This is a genomic window from Streptococcus mitis (assembly GCF_946188685.1).
GTDB lineage: Bacteria > Bacillota > Bacilli > Lactobacillales > Streptococcaceae > Streptococcus > Streptococcus mitis_CC.
In genome coordinates, this window is record NZ_CAMHWH010000011.1 from 48,141 (window position 1) to 67,892 (window position 19,752).

The window sequence follows — 19,752 nt, forward strand, 5'->3', positions numbered from 1 at the left end:
TGATTTTGTTATCACAATTCTAAACATTGAGAGGTTTGTCTTACTGGTTGATTCCTCAATGTCTCTTTTGCATTCTCGAACATCAATTGTAAATCTGATTTCTTTTCTCGAAGAATATCGTTCCAGTCTCTTTTTTCTTTCCCATATTCATTATCAGGTAAATCCAGTAAAACAGGAAATCCTGATTTAGATAACTTATCAGAAAAATCTTTACCTGCATCATCACAATCTACTGCCAGTGTCAATAAATCAGAATGATTATCAAAATAGCTGGTGGTATCACGAATTGTATTGAACAAAGGCAATAACTTTGAAGGTATTACTGTATCTAAAAATTCCAACTTCTGATTTTCTTCAGCTATCAGTCGTAAAGTTTGATAAGCAACAACAGACCTTTTTAATCCCTCCATAGATACCAAACGAACATCTGATAGGCTTTGTTGATGAAGTTCGTAATAGCTCATCAAGTCGATAAACGATTCACAAAAGACCAGTCTATTTGGTTTACCAATGTCAAAGGATATTCCAACATGTCCATGGCTTCCTTTTAGAATCGTTTTTAACCTCTCTCTAGAAAGAGTAGGATTCTTATATATCCCTTGTAAGCTTGCTGCCTGCAGCTTGTGACGATGATCAAAGCTTTTAAAAACAATAACAGGTTCAACAGTTTCATTTGTTTTCCAACTGGCTTGTGCCATCAAACCTTGTTGAATCATCCTTTGTACAATTTCTTCTGAAATTCCTCTACATTCTGTTAAGTAATATCTGGCCAGACTACAGTTAGAATCTTCTATTCTCTTTAAAGGATAATAAAATGGTCTCTCTCTTTTTTCTTGAACAGCTTCTTTTTGAAAAGGTTCTTTAGAAAGAAAGGCTAGAGCTTCTTTAAAGGAAATTCCCTTAACAAGTCGAACAAAATCAATGACATCACCTTGAATATCTCTTGAAAACCATTTAAAAGTATTGGTAGTTGAAAAAATCCGGAATGAATCGTGTTCAGGATGTTCATAGACACTGCTCGAAACTTGTTTAAAGGAGATACCTAAACGACTTGCTACATCAAGAATTGAAATTTGCTTACATTCTTCTATTTCCATGCAATATCATCATTTTGTTGTAGTATTTGGCAGTGATGGAACAGATGAGGATTCTTCTAAATTTTTGGGAGTGGCCTTATCCAAATCATCTAACCCAGATTTCCAAACCTGTACTTGGTTGACCAATAACTTACCAGGAAGTTTAGAATAGGACAATTTAACAGTTCTTGTTTCTGTCTGATTGGTTTTTGATTGGTTGGCATTCTTTAAATTAGATACATAGGTTACATTATAAGAGACCATGGCAATGGCTTGATTCGTAGTCTGATTGACAAAGATATCAGCTTTTTCAAAATGATAATCCAGAATATAATCCTTATACACTTGGTTCATGGCATCATTTTGACTTGACAATTCTTGAGAATAAGCTGATTCAGTCATATAAGGTTGAATACGTGTATTATTTTCCCCTAGTTTTTCTTTCGTATAGTACTGTGTCAAAAATTCTTTTACAGTATCTGATGACAAAATACTTGCTTTATCTTCTGCTTGTTTGTCCTCTACAAGTTTAGCTGCAGCCAATTCGATTTCTTTGCGACTTTGTTTAGCAGTAGAATGTTGACCAATAGTATATCCCATCATGAGAATAAAGCTAGTTGCAGCCACTGCTCCAACACTAATTAAGGCTTTAGTTTTGACTTTATTTAACATCTTAGACCTTCTTTCTATAAAAACTAGGTCAAGAATACCAGATATGACTTGGAGCTTTTATCACAAGAAAAAGTCTCTGAAGAGTCCAATATAATTAAGTTAAGAAATTCAAATACGATTCTGTATTTGGGTTTCTTTTTTATGTGATAAACTAGAGTTACGGAGGTATTTCCCATGATAAAACAAATAAAAGCCCACGTGAATAAGAGTATTCAGAGTATCCTTGGTCAAAAAGTTGAGTTTGTCAAACAAGATTAACAGGCCTTTACTCGTAAAAGAAGGTTATCACTAGAAACCATGATTCGTACCATTCTGGGAATGGGAGGAAAATCACTGTCAAAAGAATTACTAGATGCCAAACTGACAGTTTCAAATTCAGCCTTTATTCAAAGACGCTATCAAATAAAACCTGAGGCTTTCTATGCCCTATTTAAAAAATTTACAGCACCTATTCCACTCAACACTGTTTTCCCAATATTCGCTGCAGATGGGAGTGATATCTGTATTCCTCGAAATCCCATGGATACAGAAACCTCTATCTAAACCCAAACAGATGTTAAATCCTATAATCTCATACAAATAAATGCCCTATCCGACTTGACGAGTGGAGTGTATAGAGATGTTTCTATTCAAGACAAACACACGCAACACGAGCGCTTAGCTCTGATTCAGATGATGGATGCTTCTCCCTTTCGAGAAAGCTCTTGTTATCATGGTAAGTTAATCGCTCCAATGGCTTACGAAGAAACAATGACGAACGACTTTTTTGAAGCTTGGTTTCAGAAGTTTCTCTTATCAATATTAAATACACCATCAGTTATTATTATGGATGATGAAAGATTCTATATAATGGGTAAGCTAGAACTCTTGTGTGAAGAGTTTGGGCATAAATTTTTACCTCTTCCTCCCTACTCACCTGAGTACAATCCTATTGAGAAAACATGGGCTAATATCAAAAAGGTATTACCAAGTTGTAATACCTTACGTGCTCCTAGTCACAGTTAGTTGTGCTTGATAGAAAGAATGACACCTATAAAAATGCGAGGTAGTGGCTGTACCACTCACCTATTCACCTCACCGTGATTTGTAGTAGTGATAGGCTTTCTCACTATTATTATAAAACAAAATAGAGAGCACAATACTTTTTCATTCTGTGTTGTGCCTTGAGTGAAACTAAAGAAATGAATTATGCAATAGATTGAAATAAGATATGGACAAATTTTCATCCCAAGAACATCTTGTCTGAACTGTGCATCCAATATAGACACTTTTTCTTACCTCTACCATCTTATTCACCAGATTTGAATCCTATTGAGCAGGTTTGGGCTATCTTGAAAAAGAAAGTGACAGAAGAAAAATTTAATCATTTTTCCAAAGATAAGGATAAAACATCTTCAATAGTAGCTGAAGAATCGTTGATTGACTTAGTTAATTTTCCATTGTTATAATACGTAATATATGGAACAGTTTCAATATCGAGTGTTTTGTCTATTAAACTTTCAGTATTTTTGTCAAAGTTAAAATTTTCTGCATCTAAATAGAATACCTTGTGTTTTGAACTTAACTCTTTTATGACTGGTGAAAATTTTCTACAATATGGACAAGTAGATCGACCAATATATAAATAATAAGATTTATTAGGGATTCCTTTTATAATCTCATCTATATTATCTGTTTTAACTTTTTCTGTCTTGGCTATATTATTTTGGTATTCTACTTCTGTAATTTGAGGTGACTGTAGGACTGTATTATATAGTATACCGACTAATAGTACAATTGAACTAAACAGTAGTAGCATATTCATTTTTCTTTTTTTCATCTATTTATCTCCTAAACTATAAATTTTATTAAAGTCATATTCTAGAGAATCGTGTGATATAACAATTACAATTTTATTATTTTTTATCAGTTCTTCAATATATTTGAAGAACTTTTGTTTTGATTCATAATCTAAATTTACGGTGGGTTCATCAAAAAGATATATATCAGAATTTTTATTTAACGTTCTTAACAATAAGATTTTTTGTTTTTGCCCACTTGAAATATTATCACCATTACCATGTATATAAGATGGAATTCCATTTAATTGAAAATCATTTACAATTTTTTTATGGGGATTAGCATCAAAAATTGTAAAATCTATATTTCTATCTGCTCTACCAGAAAAGAGAGAGGAATCAGTAGAATAGTAAGATATAAATTTTAGAAGTGAAAAATTTTTTTCAGTCTCTTGATTATTAATTTTGATTAAACCGGTATAATTTGGATATAATTCTAAAAAGAATCTAAACAATGTACTCTTTCCTACTCCATTTTCTCCTATAATTAAATATGCGTTACCGCTTTCGAATTTCATTTTGGGGTAGTTAATTATTTTTGAGTTACTGACTGGAATGGCCAATGTTTCCACCTCTATAGAAGTTACTTTATCAATGGTAGTAAAATCATTCATATGCTCTAGTTCTTTAGTTCTTGGAATATCGATTCTGGAGTATATAAATTCAATTTCAGTTTTGCTAGAAGCATAGTCTATATAATTACTAATTAGTTTACTAAAACCACTAGAAGCAATAAATAAAAGATAAACAAACATTCCTTTCTCTTGTGTTTCCCTATCCAAGCATAAAGTTGCTATAAGAACTGCAACTAACATACCTATATTTATAATGTTCGTAACCAAAATTTTACTATTATTGACATTAATAGTTTTTTTAAAATAATTATTCATACTACTATTATGGTAATTAGTCGCTTCAATAGATTTATTAAATGAATGTATATCTAAATTACCTCGTAACATTTCCAAAAAATTATTCGTCCAAATACCTGAAGCTTCAATCATTTCTTTTACATCATTTATAAGATTATTAATAGGATTTATTAACATGAGTATTAAAATAAATAAAGTTGCAAAGTAAGCAAAGAAAGCTTTCAAGTCATAGATAAGTAGGAATGAAGCTAAAACAATAAGATAAGTAAAATCAAATCGTAAAAAATATCTATTAATTATTCCATTAGATGCTCCAAAAAGATTCCAAAAAGATTCCAAAAATATCTAGAGATATCAGTGTCCATTTTAAATTGACCAATATTAGATAAACTTGCTCTGAAACATTTATCTAATATATATCCGGTAAAATTATTGACAATTTTGAGTCGCATATGAACCAAGTATCTATAAGAGGTGGCATATAAAAAAAGCGAAATCAATAATAAAAGAAAGTTAAAAGAAAATACATTAAGATCGGTTATGAGAGTGGTAGCGATAGCTGGCGCCAACAAACTTATTATGGAAAAAATATATAAAAAAATAACTTGTTTAAGGTTAACAAAGGTACTAATAATCTTGGTAGTATCAATTCTTCCTAAACTATCGATTACAACATTGTCAGTTTTTTCTCCTTTTTGAATAATAATGGCATAGTTATCAAATCTTCTTTGAAGTTCTTTTTTACTTATTGTTGTTATCTTAGATTTTGCCGGATCAGAAATTCTGATTTTATTACCTTGATTACTTAGGAGAACAATATAGTGTTCTGCATGTGGGTCTACTTTCATGATAACAGGAAGATTCTGTGATAATAATTCATCAAAATCTGAGACATAAAAGGCATCAGATTTAATTCCAAAGCAATCTAATAATCTATTCAGATCATAGAGTGATAAGTTAGAATCTGAGATCTCAAGTTTCTTCAAATAATTAGAAAGTTTCGTTACATCTTTTTTAAACAATTTGGCTATTGTTAGAACAACGGCAATTCCGCAATCATCACTAAAAGACTGTTCTGTATGAATCATTGTATTTCCTTGCTTTTTCACTTTATAAATAGAATTAGGAGACTAAAAAATATAGCCTCCCAATTACCAGTACTATTTTTGATTATTAAATCCAATACCAAAAACAGCTATACGGATATTTCTTTTGGCAGTACCATTTAAACTTACCAGCAGAAACTTTTTTAGCTTCTTTTTCAGTCAATTTACGCATATTAAAACTCCTTTCTAATAATTTATAAGCACTAAGTCTTACATTGTTAATATTATCATATAATTATAGAATAGTCAATTAAGAACTTGACTAAACTCAATTTTAAAAAATGTTCAAATTGCTAGTTGTTTAATAGGAAATTTTAGATCATTTTATATTATTGCCCTAAAATTTATATAATAATCTTGGAAAAGATATGACTCAAATAAGTTATCATCTTTTCTTTTTAATTTTTGACTTAATAATGTTACTTCAAAATTTCACAAATCTTTGTTATATGTTATAGTTTTACACCTTCTATAGGTTATGCCTATTCAAATAAATTAGAAGTGACAAAAAAGTGTAGTTATGATAGAATAGATTTCAAACTTATGTCATTATTATAGGTAGACTTTTCATCCCAAAAAGCAACTAGATAATCTTGTGCTAGTTAGAGGTTACTATTTTCTTTTGCTTCTCTCTTACTCTCTGAACTCACCAAGTTGAACAATTCTGTGCTGCTCTGAAAAGAAAAGTAGTGTAACTATTTAGATAATTTGATTCGGTACATATTGTTTAGAATACTATTTTAAAACGAAATGGCTATGCAATAAAATTTATGGTTAAATATATATGTAAATAAAAAATAATGATCTACTATTAGGAATGTTATACTTTGAATTCTTATCAGAGCCTAAATATAAAAGGAAAAATAAAAATGAAATCTAAAAATTCTTTGATTAATGGAATGGCGTGGATGACGGTAGCTAATTTTACCAGTCGTCTAATCGGTTTGCTCTATATAATTCTATGGTATCGTTGGATGGGCGAATATGCACCAAAAGCAAATGCAATATTCTTGCTAGGTTATAACTTTTATGCATTATTTCTGTTGATTTCTACAGCTGGTCTTCCAGATGCGGTAGCGAAGCAACTTTCTAGGTATTTTGCATTAAATCAAAAAGAGTATGCGTATTTTCTAATTAAATCACTTGCGATACTAATGCTGACTCTGGGAGTTATTGCGGGTTTTGTCATGTATTTGGTATCACCTTTTTTATCTTTAATATCTGGAGGTGGAGAAGAACTTGTACCAATTTTAAGAACCCTAGCACCTGCTGTGTTAATTTTTCCATTAATGAGTCTATTAAGAGGAACATTTCAGGGATTAAATCAACTTAAACCCTCAGCACTCAGTCAGATCATTGAGCAATTTTTTAGAGTTGGCTATATGCTAATTTCTACTTATTTAATAATGCAGAATGGTAACGGTGATTATTTACTAGCAGTCAAACATTCAACCTTTGCAGCATTCATTGGAATGCTAGTTAGTTTTTTTCTGTTATTGTATTTTCTTCTTAAACAAGGAATTTTAATTAAAATAATTACCTCCAAACGTCCATCTAAATCTTTTAACAATAAGATTATTTTGGTAGAGACTTTTAGGGAAGCCCTTCCTTTTGTTATTATGGGTTCAACAATTCAGCTTTTTCAAATTGTAGATCAATTAAGTTTTTATAACATTATGTCTGTATTTACAAATTATTCAACAAAAGATTTACAAATACAGTATGCTTATTTTGCGGCTAACCCCCAAAAAATTACTGCCATTATTATCTCGATTGCGTCATCAATTTCTGTGGTTGGAATTCCTTTGATGACCAGAGCTTATTTACAAAAAGATATTAAAAATATCGCAAAACTAATTGGAAATAGTTTATTAATTTTAAGTTCAATACTTATTCCTGTCACGGTAGGAGTTACTATTTTGTCAAAACCGCTATACACTATTTTTTATGGAATTCCATCTAGGACAGCTTTGAGTTTATTTATTGCCAATGTTATTCAGACACCGTTGCTTGCATTTTATACTTTACTATCTCCGTTATTGTTAGCAGTTGATGAAAGAAAAAACTCATTTAGATATCTACTATACGGCATGATTGTTAAAATTATTATTCAAATACCTTGTATTTACTTTTTAGAGGCATATGGCCCTATTACATCAACATCAATTTCCCTCCTGATTATTTTATTTTTTATTTCAAATAAACTAAATGAAATAGCACCAGTATACAATAGGTATATATTGAAAAAAATAATTGGAATCATAATGTTAACATTGTTTATGGCAATGTGTCTATATTTAATACAGAAGCAACCGTTTTTTATTTTGTTGATAAATAGATTTGGGGTATATTTGCATGTTCTTATGATAGGTTTAGCGGGCACCTTTATATATCTAATTCCAGGAATATTTATAAAGGTTTTAGATTTTATATTTCCAAATTTGTAAGTTATAATCAGTAATAGTAAAAATTTCAAGGAATTCTATCTATACTCTGCTGTCTATATAGAGGACATATGAATAAAATGGTCGTTTTTCCTCTCCCTTTGACTATTGGCATGAAGTGGCCTATGCTGGCGCAAACTTGTCCGAATAATTGAAAAGGCAACACTTTTTTGTACAGAGTTTATAAAGTGTTTTTTCTAAATGACTAAACGTCTGGTCATAGGTGTTTGGTAGTTGAGGCTGCTGTGAATGCGCTGGTGATTACACCAGTGGACACAGTCCTTGGTTTTTAAGGCCAATTCTTCTAGCGTCTGGAAAGTCTCCTGGTGGACAAATTCCATTTTGAAAGCACGATAGGTACTTTCAGCGACGGCATTGTCGTAAGGACAGCCTGCTTGACTAAGAGAGCGGGTGATTCCGAAGGCCTCCAATATGTCATCAATCAAAGTATTATCAAACTCCTTCCCATGATATGAATGGAATATCTTAACCTTGGTCAGAGCGTAAGGTATGCTCTGAATCGCTTGTTTGACCAATCCAGCGGTCTTTTGCCAACCAACTGACAGACCGATGATTTCACGATTGAAGAGGTCAATAATCAAGCAAACATAAGCCCAGCCATTACCGAAACGGACGTAGGTTAAGTCTGTCACTAAAGCTTTTAGAGACTTTTCTTGATGAAATTATCTGGCTAAAGTGATTAGGAATAGCTGCCACGTTCTTCCCTTTTGAATGTGGCTTGAAGGCTGCTTTCTGATAAACGGATACTAAGTTGAGTCTGTGCATGATGCGACGAATCCGACGACGAGATAGCTGAATGCCTTCATTTTCCAAACATTTCTTGATTTTCCTATCCCTGTATCTGGCCTTACTTTCGAGAAAAATAGCTTTGATATTTTCTTCAAGTTCCACTTCAAAGACTGGTTTAACAGCCTTGTAGTAATAGCTAGAATGAGGAATCTCAAACCAACGACACATGGCTGAAATGCTATATTTGTCTTTGTTAGCAGTGATTACTTCTCTTTTCGTGCCATAATCACCGCCGCTTGCTTTAGGATGTCTAGCTGCATTTCGAGTTCTTTATTGGACTTCCTGCGAAACTAAAATCCTAGTTCACGGTTGATAATACCAGCAATCAAATTCATTCGTAATACAAACCGTTTGCGTCGATTTCGATAGGTTGTTGAAAATATTTTAAACGTTTTTACTTTGGCAAAAATATTCTCAACCTTGATTCTCTCTTTAGATAGCGCATGGTTATAGGCTTTATCTTCAAGAGTTAGTGGCTTCAGTTTGCTTGATTTCCTCGGAGTCTGCGCTTGTGAATACATCTTCATGAGTCCTTGATAACCACTATCAGCCAAGATTTTATCAGCTTGTCCGATATTTCTGCGACTCATTTTGAACAATTTCATATCGTGGCAATAGTTCACAGCGATATCCAAAGAAACAATTCTCCCTTGGCTAGTTGATTTTTTTAGGACGATTTATTTTACCTCTGTTGCATCCACAATCACCGTATTCTCAGCACTAAGATGAGTTTTTGAAATCGTAAAACCACTTTGAATAAGAGTTGATTCAACCCATTGACTCCGACGGATTAAGTTGCTTTCGTGAATGCCAAAATCAGCCGCGATTTGTTCATAAGTACGGTATTCGCGCATGCATTGAAGAGCAGCCATGAGGAAATCTTCTAAGCTTAACTTAGTGGTTCGTCCACCTTTTGCGTATTTACGTTGATAAGCTGTTTCTAACACAGCTAAGATCTCTTCAAAAGTAGCGCGCTGAACACCAACAAGGCCCTTAAAGCGTGCATCAGTTAATGGTTTACTTGCTTCATAATTCATAGTTTTATTGTATCATATTTTTGTTTCGTAGGAAGTCTATTATAAAAACACCAATCCTATAAACTGTTTTATACAAATTTTCGGGTTAGTGTTTTATTTTTATCATCATTTAAGCTGATTAAAGATTAATCTTTGTATGTCATTACTACTTTTCCAAATCTACTTTGCATATTATATGTAGAATCTAAAAATTCAGCACCATGATATACATCCACTATTTTAGCAATCTGAATAGGATTATTATTTGGATTATATTTGCTAATTGTTAGAGGTAACTTCTCAAAGTAACTTCCACTTGCCTAGCCGAAGTGGAAATTAGTCTAAAACGGATTTTTATGGTGGAATTAAGCATGAGACGTTTGAGTTAACAATGAGATCCACTATGACAAAACACAAACACCTTACCCTTTCAGACCGTAATGATATCCAACTAGGTTTAGATCGCGGTGAAACCTTCAAAGCTATCGGGCAACTTGTTCTAAAAGAACCTACTACTGTTTCTAAAGAAGTCAAACGAAACAAATAAATTAGATACTCTACCTCTAACAACCTTCCTTGCCCTCTACTAGATAAAGCTCCCTTTGTCTGTAATGGGTGTCCTAAAAGAAGACAAAACTGTGGCTATCAGAAAATCTTCTACCTCGCTAAGCAAGCTCAAAAGCAGTACGAACAAACTCTTGTCGAAGCTCGTGAAGGAACTCTCCTTGATTTTCAGACTTTCTGGGACATAGATAAAGTCATTTCTGATGGGGTTAAAAAGGGACAACACATCTATCATACTCTGAAAACTCACAACCTTGATGTTAGCTCCTCAACTGTCTATCGACACATCCGAAAAGAGTACCCCTGTCTATCGCTCCGATTGATCTTGCTAGAGCCGTTAAATTTAAAGAAAGACGGAAAAGTAAACTACCTTCTATTCCTAAAGAAGCCAAAAAAGGCCGTTCCTATGAGGATTTCCAAAATTATTTAACCCTTAACCAACTGAATTCTTGGCTGGAAATGGACACCGTTATGGGCAGAACGGGAGGTAAAGTTCTACTCACCCTCAATCTCTCTTTCTGTTACTTTATCTTTGCTAGACTTCTGGATAATAAAACTGCCCTTGAGGTTACCAAACACCTCTATGATATCAAAAACACCCTTCATGAAGCTGACAAAGATTTCTGCCAACTTTTTCCTGTCATCCTAACAGATAATGGTGGAGAGTTTGCCAGAGTTGATGATATCGAAATGGATGTGCGAGGAGAGAGTAAGCTCTTCTTTTGTGATCCTAATCGCTCTGACCAGAAAGGGAGAATTGAGAAAAATCACACACTGATTCGAAACATTCTACCTAAAGGAACTTCTTTTGACAATTTAACCCAAGAGTACATCAATCTCGTTTGTTCTCATGTCAACAGTGTCAAACGCTCTGCTTTAAATGGAAAGTCAGCCTATGAACTCTTTGCCTTTACTTACGGAGAAGAGATTCCTGAACTTCTCGGCTTTTCTAAAATACCTGCAGAAGACGTCTGTCAGTCGTCTAAATTACTCCGACATAAGATTTAAAAATTAATCTTCAACCCATTCAAACGTCTCACACTAACTTACACCATAGCGGAACTTAATCTGAAATGCTTTCAGATGAGGGGATTTTGTGCGCTCTTTTTTTCGATTCATTTTGGCTACAAAAGCGATGAAATCAAGCATTAGTAAAACCAGTGGAACTTACCCTGACACGGATTTCCACTGGTTTTTACGATTTTTATCAGACTAACTTCCACTTGGATTAGCGGTGAAACTTAGTTTGGGAATTAAGCCTTCTTTTCCAACTAATGATTTTCAAAACACCACATACAAGCAAGGCTAGATTAAATACCGCATAAAATCCTGTAAAGCTTATCAGACCATTCTGGGCTAAATCTGCCGTGTAAAGTTCAGTTTCTGTAAAGAGAAGATAAATTCCATAACCCTCAACGAAAATAAGAAAACTGATAAAACCAATCAGGAAAAGTCCACTGGCAATAAGAAAGAGTCTCCATAAAAGAATGAGAATTCCTCCTACTGCTAAAAAAATTACTGGGATAAGGAGTAAATCATTCATGACTTTCTCCTTTCTAGTCAATCAACTGACGATAATGGGTGGCAAGAGAGGAATCAAACTCTTCTAGTTTTTGAACCAATTCCAGATAGTCCTCTTTTTCATGTTCTTCAAAGTCCACGCCTCGATGATTCTGAAGAGCGATTTCCAATTGGCTAGTGAGTTCTCGTTTAGAAAAGCTGTAATCCCCAGTCACTTCCTCATAATGTTCCTTTAGTTCCTTGTAAGCTTGATATTCTTCAGGGGTTTGAAATCCCTGTACCAAGGTTTCTTCTAATTGATAATAGGTATCTTCCATCATAATCGTTACCTCGTTTCTTTCTATCTTTATTTTACCGCGTTTTTCGTTTCTTGTCCGCTATTTGTATCTATTTTTTAATCCAATTCAAAAGAAAGTTGTTCTTGCTTTTCGTTTCCTTTTTCATGGAATTGTCTTAAGGCCTGATCAATAATATCTAAATCCGTTTCTGTTTCAATCAATGGCGCGAGTACATCGTATTCGGCCTTTTTAGTTTGATAATCCTCTTCCTTTGGAAAATTTTTCTCAATTTCTACCTTAGCAGTAGTCCATTTATCCTTTAATTCATCCAATAAGTTCTGAGTTTTCACTTGATCCTCCTTGATGTGATCAATCGTATGCTGAAGCCTTTGAATCGTCCCCAAAGGAGAATATAAATCTAAACTGACAGAATATTGATTTTCTCCTACAATCTTAACAGAGAAGGTTTCAGGAAGAGGTTGATTTATTGGAAGACTAAGCATTTTAATGTCAAATCCTCGATAGCTTGCTAGGGTACGAAATTCTTTGCTGTCAGCTTGATTATGACGGATAAGACGGTGTAGGAATTCCCCTGCTTCAGCTCGTTGATCAAAAGCTTGCTTACCTACCGTCATAGAAAATGCCTGGTCTTTCGATATTTCAGACTGTTGAATGTCGCCTTCATACTTGCTTAATCGTTTCTCAAGAATGGGCATATTTTCTTCACAGTAAGAGATTGTATGACGATAGTGATCCTTGCTGCGTTGAAAGGCGCGTCTTTGATTTTCTAATAGAGTCAAATCATTCTCTAGTTCCATCTTATATTTGAGATAAGGATTACCTGTTGCTAGTGCCTTAAAATCAGAAGCTGTCATGGTCTGCTCATCAATGTCTTCCGCAGCACGAATCGGCTCCTTAGAAGTCATAATCTGCTTAATATAACGGAGTTTGTTCTCCTGAGTTGCCCATAGATAATTATCAAACGAACCTTTGGTAATATAGTGGTAAATATCCACTTCCTTGTTTTCATTTCCCTGTCGGATAATCCGTCCATTGCGTTGCTGAATGTCACTTGGTCTCCAAGGGACATCCAGGTGATGAACTGCTTTCATCTTGCTCTGAACATTTAAACCTGTTCCTCCTTTTTCAGTTGAGGCAAGGAGAATCCGCACCTCTCCTGCATTGACCTTTCGAGACAAACTATTCTTCTTTTCATCACTATTAGCATCATGTACAAAAGCAATTTCCTTACTAGGGATTCCTCTATCAACTAATAAAGCCTTAATTTCAGAATAGACATCAAAGCCATTATCCTTTTTCTTAGGTGTGCCAATATCTGAAAAAATCATCTGAGTAGCCTTATTTTCCATTCCTTCACGATAAATTCTCTCAACATTATCCACTACCTGAAGCAGTTTATGATTGTCTGCTAGACTATAGCTAGAGTCCAATAAACGCATATCAATAGCTAGTTTTCGTGCCTCACCCGTAATTTTTAACATGTTATCCTGGCTTGGATCAACTGTTCCACATTTAACCGCATCTGACCTCATAACTAATTCTTCTAAATAGAGTTTCTGGTTTTCAGTTAACTCACTCTCAATAGGGATAATATTGGCTTCTGGTACAGGTAAATCCAACATATCTTGTGTTTGAATGTCGGCTGTTTCTTTATAGATTTTCATCAACTCAGGTAGATTGACAAACTTTTTAAATCGTTTCTTAGGCTGATACTTATCCCCTGTAGGAGCTAATTCCATAGAGTTTTGAATTTCTCCAAAAGCACCTACCCAAGAGTCAAAATAATCAACTTGATAGCGTTTTAAGATATCTGGTTGAATATAGTTCATCATAGTATACAACTCACTAATAGAATTGGAAACAGGTGTCCCTGTCGCAAAGACAATATTTTTAAAATCATGTTCTTCCTGAATCTGTCGAACCTTCATCTCCATATCCACGTTCTTCTTAGAGGTTGTATTGGTAATACCTGCTACATTCCCAAGTCCAGTAATTGGACGAATATTTTTAAAGTGATGTGCTTCATCCACAAAGAGAAAATCAATTCCTAAGTTCTCAAAATCAATAAAACTATCACGATTGAAACGTTGGAGTTCTTCCAATTGTTTCTCTAGACCACTTATTGATTGTTCTGCTTCTTTAACGGTATACTTATTTTCAGAATGTGTTTTAATCTCTCGTAGTTCATTGAGTTTATCCTCTATATAGTTCATCTGTCTTTCCTTACTGACAGGGATTTTTTCAAATTGAGAATCCCCAATGACAATAGCATCGTAATCTCCTGTAATAATACGTGATACAAATTGTTTTCTTCTCGCCTTCACAAAATCTTTCTTAGTGGTCACAAAGACTTTTTTAGTAGGGAAAAATTTCATGATTTCTTGGCCAAATTGAGCAGACAAACTAGAGGGCACCACATACAATGGCTTATGAACCATCCCCAACTCCTTTAATTTAAACCCAGCACCAAGCATAGTCAAGGTCTTTCCTGAACCTACCTCATGAGCTAACAAGGCTCTTTTTTCTTCTACGATTCTTTGAATGGCATTCTCTTGATGAGGACGAAGACTGATGTTTTGTGCCAAGCCATCAATGACTAGATGGCTACCGTCATACTCTCGACTAACTGTTCGATTATAAAGACGATTGTAGCTTTCCTCAATGACTTGTTGGACTTCTGGATACCGTGAGACAAAGTCTTGAAAGAGCTCTTGTAAATGCTGCTCTTTTGCTCTTAGAACAGAGGTTTTTTCCAAATCTGTGATAGTCTTTTTCTTTTCTCCTTCCGTAACAGTCATAGTAATCGTCGGTTGGTTTGAATTCAGTAAATTCTCAAAAATCTTTCTTCCTGTATCATAACGTGAGCCACTGACTCCAAGACTACTATCTTTGGCACTTGGATAGCGATAAGCAAATGATGTCCTTAAATGAACCTGCCCATCGACAGGATTCGCTTCAATGACCTGTTCAACATCAGGCGAAGATAATTCAAATTCACGATTGGTAAAACATTCAAAGGCAAATTTACCATAAACGGATTGAGGAATCCAACGTGACCCTATTTTAAACTCAATATCTGCCAGATGAATCCTTGGAGGGCGAACAGATTCTAACAAATCTAAAGCATGGTTCCAATCATATTCTTGGTTGTTTTCCTCCACTAATAGTTGAACTACTTCTATCTTGTTGAGAATGTCTCCTGATAAAAACTGGTTCTTAGAAAGATATTTTCTTTCCCCTCTTAAATAGCTTTCTGGATCTATTAAAATCTGGTCTCCTAACTCATCTAAAATAGCAGCTTGGCTATGTTCGGGATAAATTGATACCATATAGTCTAAATCAACCCCTCTACCATCCGATAAACTAGAGTTTAAGGCATCTAGAGCCGTTGAAACTCTTGCAATCACTCTCTCTGGCCTAACCAATGCTTTCTCAAAGGCTAAAGATTTTTTATATTTTACTTTCTGATCTTTAGAATCAATGTATTCATCTTCTAAACTTGCAAGCAAAGAATACTTATCGTCACTATCAAATAAGTTCCGATTGACTGAGGCATTCAAGTATCCAAATTGACTTACAAAGCGGTCATAGTCACGATTGAGTTTACTAAGTAATACCTGAAAATCTGTCCGACTATAATCTTGATGACGTTGAATTTCAATTAAGGATTGATAGGTCTCTCTCAAATCAACCATTCCCTTAATGCGACTAATATCCTTATCCGATAAGGGACTTTCATAAAAGACAGTTTTTTTGAACAGTCCCTTATATTTCCCCCTTTTACTCGCTTCTTCTGACTTGTAAACATCTAGTGCTTCCTCATCAGTCAAATGAAGTTGCACGAATCGGTCTATTTTATGTTCAGACAAAGAACTGTCCCAAGCTTTAAACTCTCCCTTCTCGTCTACATAATAACTAATTTCGTCTACTTTTGAACTTTTCCGAATGCCATGTGTATCTCGGTAATAAATTTGATTTCCCTCATATCCAAAAGAATAGAGCGCTAAGTTCTCACGAATACGACTTGGGATAGAATGATCCACTTTTTCTTGGATAAAAACAGGTTCTTTCAAAGAATTGTCAATTGGTTTAGGTGCCTCCACATTCTCTAATGCTTCCATGATGTCAGTAGTGAATGTTTCTGATTCCCCCTTAACATTGAGAGTTCCTCCATTAAAATTGCGTACCTCATATTCACCCAAAACTTGTGTATTGTATTTCCCATCAAAATAAGGATTGATCCAGACACGCTTATCCTCCTCAAAGGGAATAGAGCCACTAAAGACAAGCTCCTCCTCATGAAGATTCTTTGCTTGATCCTTTTGAAAGAAGAGGAGGTCTGTGGTCACTCGAGTACCTGCAATCTTTTTAAAAGCCATATCTGGCAACCGAACTCCCCCTAAAAAATGAGTGTTGGTTTTAATCTCTTGTAAGACATTATCTGTCCGCTTATCCATTGTCCCGATAGATGAGATAATCGACACTTGTCCTCCGTCTCTTACTAAATCAAGTGAGTGTTTGACAAAGTAGTCATGAATCATATAAGGTTTATCGTAGTTTTTATCGGCAATGCGAAAATTTCCAAAAGGAACATTCGTTAAGACTAAATCAAAACTATTATTTTGATAGGGAACTTCTTCAAATCCTCGCACTTCAATATGGACATTTGGATGGAGTTGTTTTGCAATTGCGCCTGTCACACTGTCTAATTCAACCCCATAGAGTTCTGATTTTTCTCGTATACTTCTAGGCATCGCCGCAAAGAAGTTCCCAGTCCCCATAGAAGGATCTAATATCCTTCCTCCCTCAAAACCATCATCCAGTAGCTTTTGCCAAATCTGGCGAATAATCATTGGGTCTGTATAATAGGCTGTGAGAGAACTTTGTTTCATAGTGGAGTATTCTAATTTACTTACTAAACTCTTAAGAGTTAAACGTTCTGTTTCATACTTTGGATTGAGTTCATCGAAAAATTCATTGGCAAGACCACCCCAGCCGACATACTTGGCTAGTAGCTCTTGTTCTTCTGGATTCGCTTGTTGTCCCTCTTTTTCCAATCTTTTAATAAGTTCAATTGCGGCGATATTCGTTTCAATCTTTTCTCGATTTGTCTTAGGATAAAAGTCCTCTAAATCATCTGGAAAAACAAAATCTTGAACAGGGATATCCAACTCTTCTATACTTGAACTAAGTGGTGTTGATTCTGTTTCCTTTGCCTTTTCTTCTTCCAGATAGGAAAACAAATCTATTTCCTGACTTTCACTTGATGAATCCATCTCAATCTCTGAATCTTCTTTTTCAAGTTCTACATGAGACAATACTTGTTCAATCTCTTCCAAACTGTTCAAGTATAAGATAGGATTCTCTTCGAATAACTGGTTGGAATCATTGAATAACTCTAGGCGAACTAAGTCATTTAACTGTGCATTTTCAATCGAAACCAACTGAAATACTTGTCCTTTATAACTTACTTGTGAACCGATTGGATATTCCCTCAAAGCTTCTTCTACAATTTTATCTACTTTAGATAGGGAATAAACTTCCACATTTTCTTCTACCTGGTCAATATTATCTAAAGGTAAGACTGCTTCCTCTACTTGCTTAGACTTTTCGTTTCTAGCTTTTACATCATCAAAATGAGTAATAATCTTCAACTTTTGTGTCAGTGGGAGTTGTTGGTAGTTTTCTTCATGATGGACAAGATCCGTAACGGTATCTAAAGTAGCCATCAATTCTGAACCCAAATAAGCTAGAACATCTCCCTCTTTTTCCTCAAAATGAATCTCAAGAACCTCTTTTGTTAGTTCTTTGGAATCAACAATTAGAAGAAACTCCTCTATATCTCTACTAATACGGTCAGATAGATTATTCGCAACCCGATAGACATTGACCAAATTGACATCCTGATTTTGATGACATACAAGCTCACTTAATGGTTCTAACTTCTCTTTTTCAGATTGGATGTAAAATCGAGTAGAAAGATTATAGGTTGCGACTTCTAGCACCAAGTTTTTCTCAAAATTACTTAATTGAGATAATTTACTTAGACCTGCTTGTCCAAAATTTCTTGTGTAACTTTCTAAATCTTGGTCATTATTTTCAGAACTAGCCTCTAGGAAAGAAATAATATCTTGATCAAAAGAATAGACGTGAGGAATCTCTTCTATCTTGCCCTCTTCACCCAAAAAACTCTCTACCAAGTCTTGCCATTTCTCATCAAAATGTTGCGCTTGATAACGAAGAAATAGGCCCATTTTCTCCCTATCTTTTGGAATTGTTCCACGAAACATAGCCAATAATTGCATTACTTCCATACTCGCTCCTTTCAACTATACGAAAATAGGAGAATCACATGATTCCCCTACAACTCTATCTCCATTTCAACCTCTTGAGGACTGGTTTCTAAATCACTAGACAAAAGAGAAACGGCATCTGTTCTCATGTAGTAAGTATATAAGTCTTCTAGATCTTGTTGATTTTCAATCCCTGTTTCAATACTAATCAGAGCCTGTATAAATTCCTTGTAGTGACTCTCCATCATATCTGAAATCTTTTGTTTCATTTCTATAAATACTGAAGATGGTTCAGTTATACTTGTTTGGTCTATGTCTTGTAAATCCTTTTCTAAGGGACTGGTTCCTTCTTCTACTTCCACTAAATCTGAACGACCATCACCATCAGAATCTGCGCTAAGAGGATTGGTTCCTAGCGCCAATTCTTGAGCATCAGTCAGTCCATCCTGATCCGAATCACGTTGATAAATGGCTTCCATATTCTTCCTTCTTTCCTAGTTAATCTTTTTTCACTCCAATCCTACCAAATATTCCTTGAAATAAGTATCACAACAAAAAAGAGAACGAGTCAAAACTACGTTCTCAAATAATATTGTGATTATAAACAAGTGCTTCAGATATTCGGAATTTATGCGGTATATAATCAAAAACTTTCTTATAGCTGAATCTTGCTATATCATCTATGTGATAAATCGGTAACTCGAATTACTTGGTCCACTTGTTCCCAAATAAGAGGATTGTGGGTCGCAATAATAATGGTCCGATTCGGATTTTTTAAAGATTCTAGGATAGAAAGTAATTCCTCAGAGTTTTTGGGGTCTAGCGACGCAGTTGGTTCATCTGCGAGAATCAAAGGCGGATCCTTTAAAATTATCTTCGCTAGTGCAACACGTTGTGCTTCTCCTCCTGATAACTCAAATATAGGTTGCTTTAAATCCAAATAGGATAGGTTTACACGGTTTAGAGCTTGTTTCATCAAAGAGATTTTCTCTTTTTCCTTCAACTTTTTACCAACTAAACCCAGATTGAGATTCTCTTTGACGGTTTGGCTTTCAATTAAGCCAAAATCTTGAAATAAGTATCCCAAATAATCTCTAAAGAAAACAGAAGGCTTGATGTCCTTAAGAGAAGTACCATCATAAATGATTTGTCCTTTGTCATACTGCTCTAATCGTCCAATCATATTCAAGAGTGTTGTCTTACCACAGCCACTTGTACCGATTAAGGCATAAATTTTCCCA

At 34.5% G+C, this 19,752-nt stretch carries 13 protein-coding genes and 4 pseudogenes; 5 read left to right on the forward strand and 12 right to left on the reverse strand.

Going from position 1 to position 19,752, the window contains the following annotated elements; genetic code table 11:
* Positions 1-11: 11 nt before the first annotated feature.
* A complete protein-coding gene (locus tag N8N51_RS09390; RefSeq protein WP_261104078.1) occupies positions 12-1,097 on the reverse strand; it encodes a toprim domain-containing protein in 1,086 nt (361 codons plus the stop codon).
* Positions 1,098-1,106: 9 nt separating this feature from the next.
* Complete coding sequence (locus N8N51_RS09395; RefSeq protein ID WP_261104079.1) at positions 1,107-1,748, reverse strand: peptidylprolyl isomerase; 642 nt, start codon at positions 1,746-1,748, stop codon at positions 1,107-1,109.
* Between the two features lie 297 nt (positions 1,749-2,045).
* Here N8N51_RS09395 and N8N51_RS09400 point away from each other — a divergent pair, with 297 nt between their 5' ends.
* The 3 genes and pseudogenes from N8N51_RS09400 to N8N51_RS10535 all read left to right on the forward strand — a co-directional run bounded on the left by N8N51_RS09400 (position 2,046) and on the right by N8N51_RS10535 (position 3,196).
* Complete coding sequence (locus N8N51_RS09400) at positions 2,046-2,291, forward strand: hypothetical protein (protein ID WP_261104080.1); 246 nt, start codon at positions 2,046-2,048, stop codon at positions 2,289-2,291.
* A gap of 168 nt (positions 2,292-2,459) precedes the next feature.
* Positions 2,460-2,753 (forward strand): annotated as a pseudogene (locus N8N51_RS09405) (transposase); the annotation flags it as partial.
* A 233-nt stretch (positions 2,754-2,986) separates the two neighbouring features.
* A complete protein-coding gene (locus N8N51_RS10535; RefSeq protein WP_369009841.1) occupies positions 2,987-3,196 on the forward strand; it encodes a transposase in 210 nt (69 codons plus the stop codon).
* On the opposite strand, the gene N8N51_RS09415 is transcribed toward N8N51_RS10535, so the two are convergent.
* The 3 genes from N8N51_RS09415 to N8N51_RS09425 are packed head-to-tail and all read right to left on the reverse strand — an operon-like array spanning position 3,112 to position 5,546.
* Positions 3,112-3,567 carry a DUF6568 family protein gene (locus N8N51_RS09415; RefSeq protein ID WP_261029168.1) on the reverse strand — a complete coding sequence of 152 codons (456 nt, stop codon included), beginning with the start codon at positions 3,565-3,567 and terminating at the stop codon, positions 3,112-3,114. The genes N8N51_RS10535 and N8N51_RS09415 overlap by 85 nt on opposite strands.
* Positions 3,568-4,797 (reverse strand): ATP-binding cassette domain-containing protein, encoded by a 1,230-nt coding sequence (locus N8N51_RS09420; RefSeq protein ID WP_261104081.1) that lies wholly within the window; start codon positions 4,795-4,797, stop codon positions 3,568-3,570.
* On the reverse strand, positions 4,755-5,546 hold the full coding sequence (locus N8N51_RS09425) for a cysteine peptidase family C39 domain-containing protein (RefSeq protein ID WP_261104082.1): 792 nt from the start codon (positions 5,544-5,546) through the stop codon (positions 4,755-4,757). The genes N8N51_RS09420 and N8N51_RS09425 overlap by 43 nt, the downstream gene beginning before the upstream one ends.
* Before the next feature lie 887 nt (positions 5,547-6,433).
* On the opposite strand from N8N51_RS09425, the gene N8N51_RS09430 reads away from it, so the two are divergent.
* The gene (locus N8N51_RS09430; RefSeq protein WP_261029166.1) at positions 6,434-8,011 is read left to right on the forward strand and encodes an oligosaccharide flippase family protein; all 1,578 of its coding nucleotides are present in this window, start codon (positions 6,434-6,436) and stop codon (positions 8,009-8,011) included.
* A 194-nt stretch (positions 8,012-8,205) separates the two neighbouring features.
* Here the strand turns inward: N8N51_RS09430 and N8N51_RS09435 are convergent.
* Both N8N51_RS09435 and N8N51_RS09440 read right to left on the reverse strand, forming a co-directional pair.
* A pseudogene (locus N8N51_RS09435) lies at positions 8,206-9,102 on the reverse strand (IS3 family transposase); the annotation flags it as partial.
* Between the two features lie 6 nt (positions 9,103-9,108).
* A pseudogene (locus N8N51_RS09440) lies at positions 9,109-9,855 on the reverse strand (transposase).
* Between the two features lie 382 nt (positions 9,856-10,237).
* Here N8N51_RS09440 and N8N51_RS09445 point away from each other — a divergent pair.
* Positions 10,238-11,406: pseudogene (locus N8N51_RS09445) on the forward strand (IS30 family transposase).
* 220 nt (positions 11,407-11,626) lie between these two features.
* Here the strand turns inward: N8N51_RS09445 and N8N51_RS09450 are convergent.
* From N8N51_RS09450 to N8N51_RS09470, 5 genes are all read right to left on the reverse strand, one after another.
* Positions 11,627-11,941, reverse strand: coding sequence for a DUF5966 family protein (locus tag N8N51_RS09450; protein ID WP_261104083.1), 315 nt, complete (start codon positions 11,939-11,941; stop codon positions 11,627-11,629).
* 13 nt (positions 11,942-11,954) lie between these two features.
* Positions 11,955-12,239, reverse strand: coding sequence for a DUF5962 family protein (locus tag N8N51_RS09455; protein WP_261031012.1), 285 nt, complete (start codon positions 12,237-12,239; stop codon positions 11,955-11,957).
* 74 nt (positions 12,240-12,313) lie between these two features.
* Positions 12,314-18,532, reverse strand: coding sequence for a DEAD/DEAH box helicase family protein (locus N8N51_RS09460; RefSeq protein ID WP_261104084.1), 6,219 nt, complete (start codon positions 18,530-18,532; stop codon positions 12,314-12,316).
* Positions 18,533-18,579: 47 nt separating this feature from the next.
* Positions 18,580-18,990, reverse strand: coding sequence for a thrombospondin type 3 repeat-containing protein (locus tag N8N51_RS09465; protein ID WP_261104085.1), 411 nt, complete (start codon positions 18,988-18,990; stop codon positions 18,580-18,582).
* Between the two features lie 197 nt (positions 18,991-19,187).
* A partial coding sequence (locus tag N8N51_RS09470; protein ID WP_261104086.1) for an ABC transporter ATP-binding protein occupies positions 19,188-19,752 on the reverse strand: 565 nt, incomplete at its 5' end.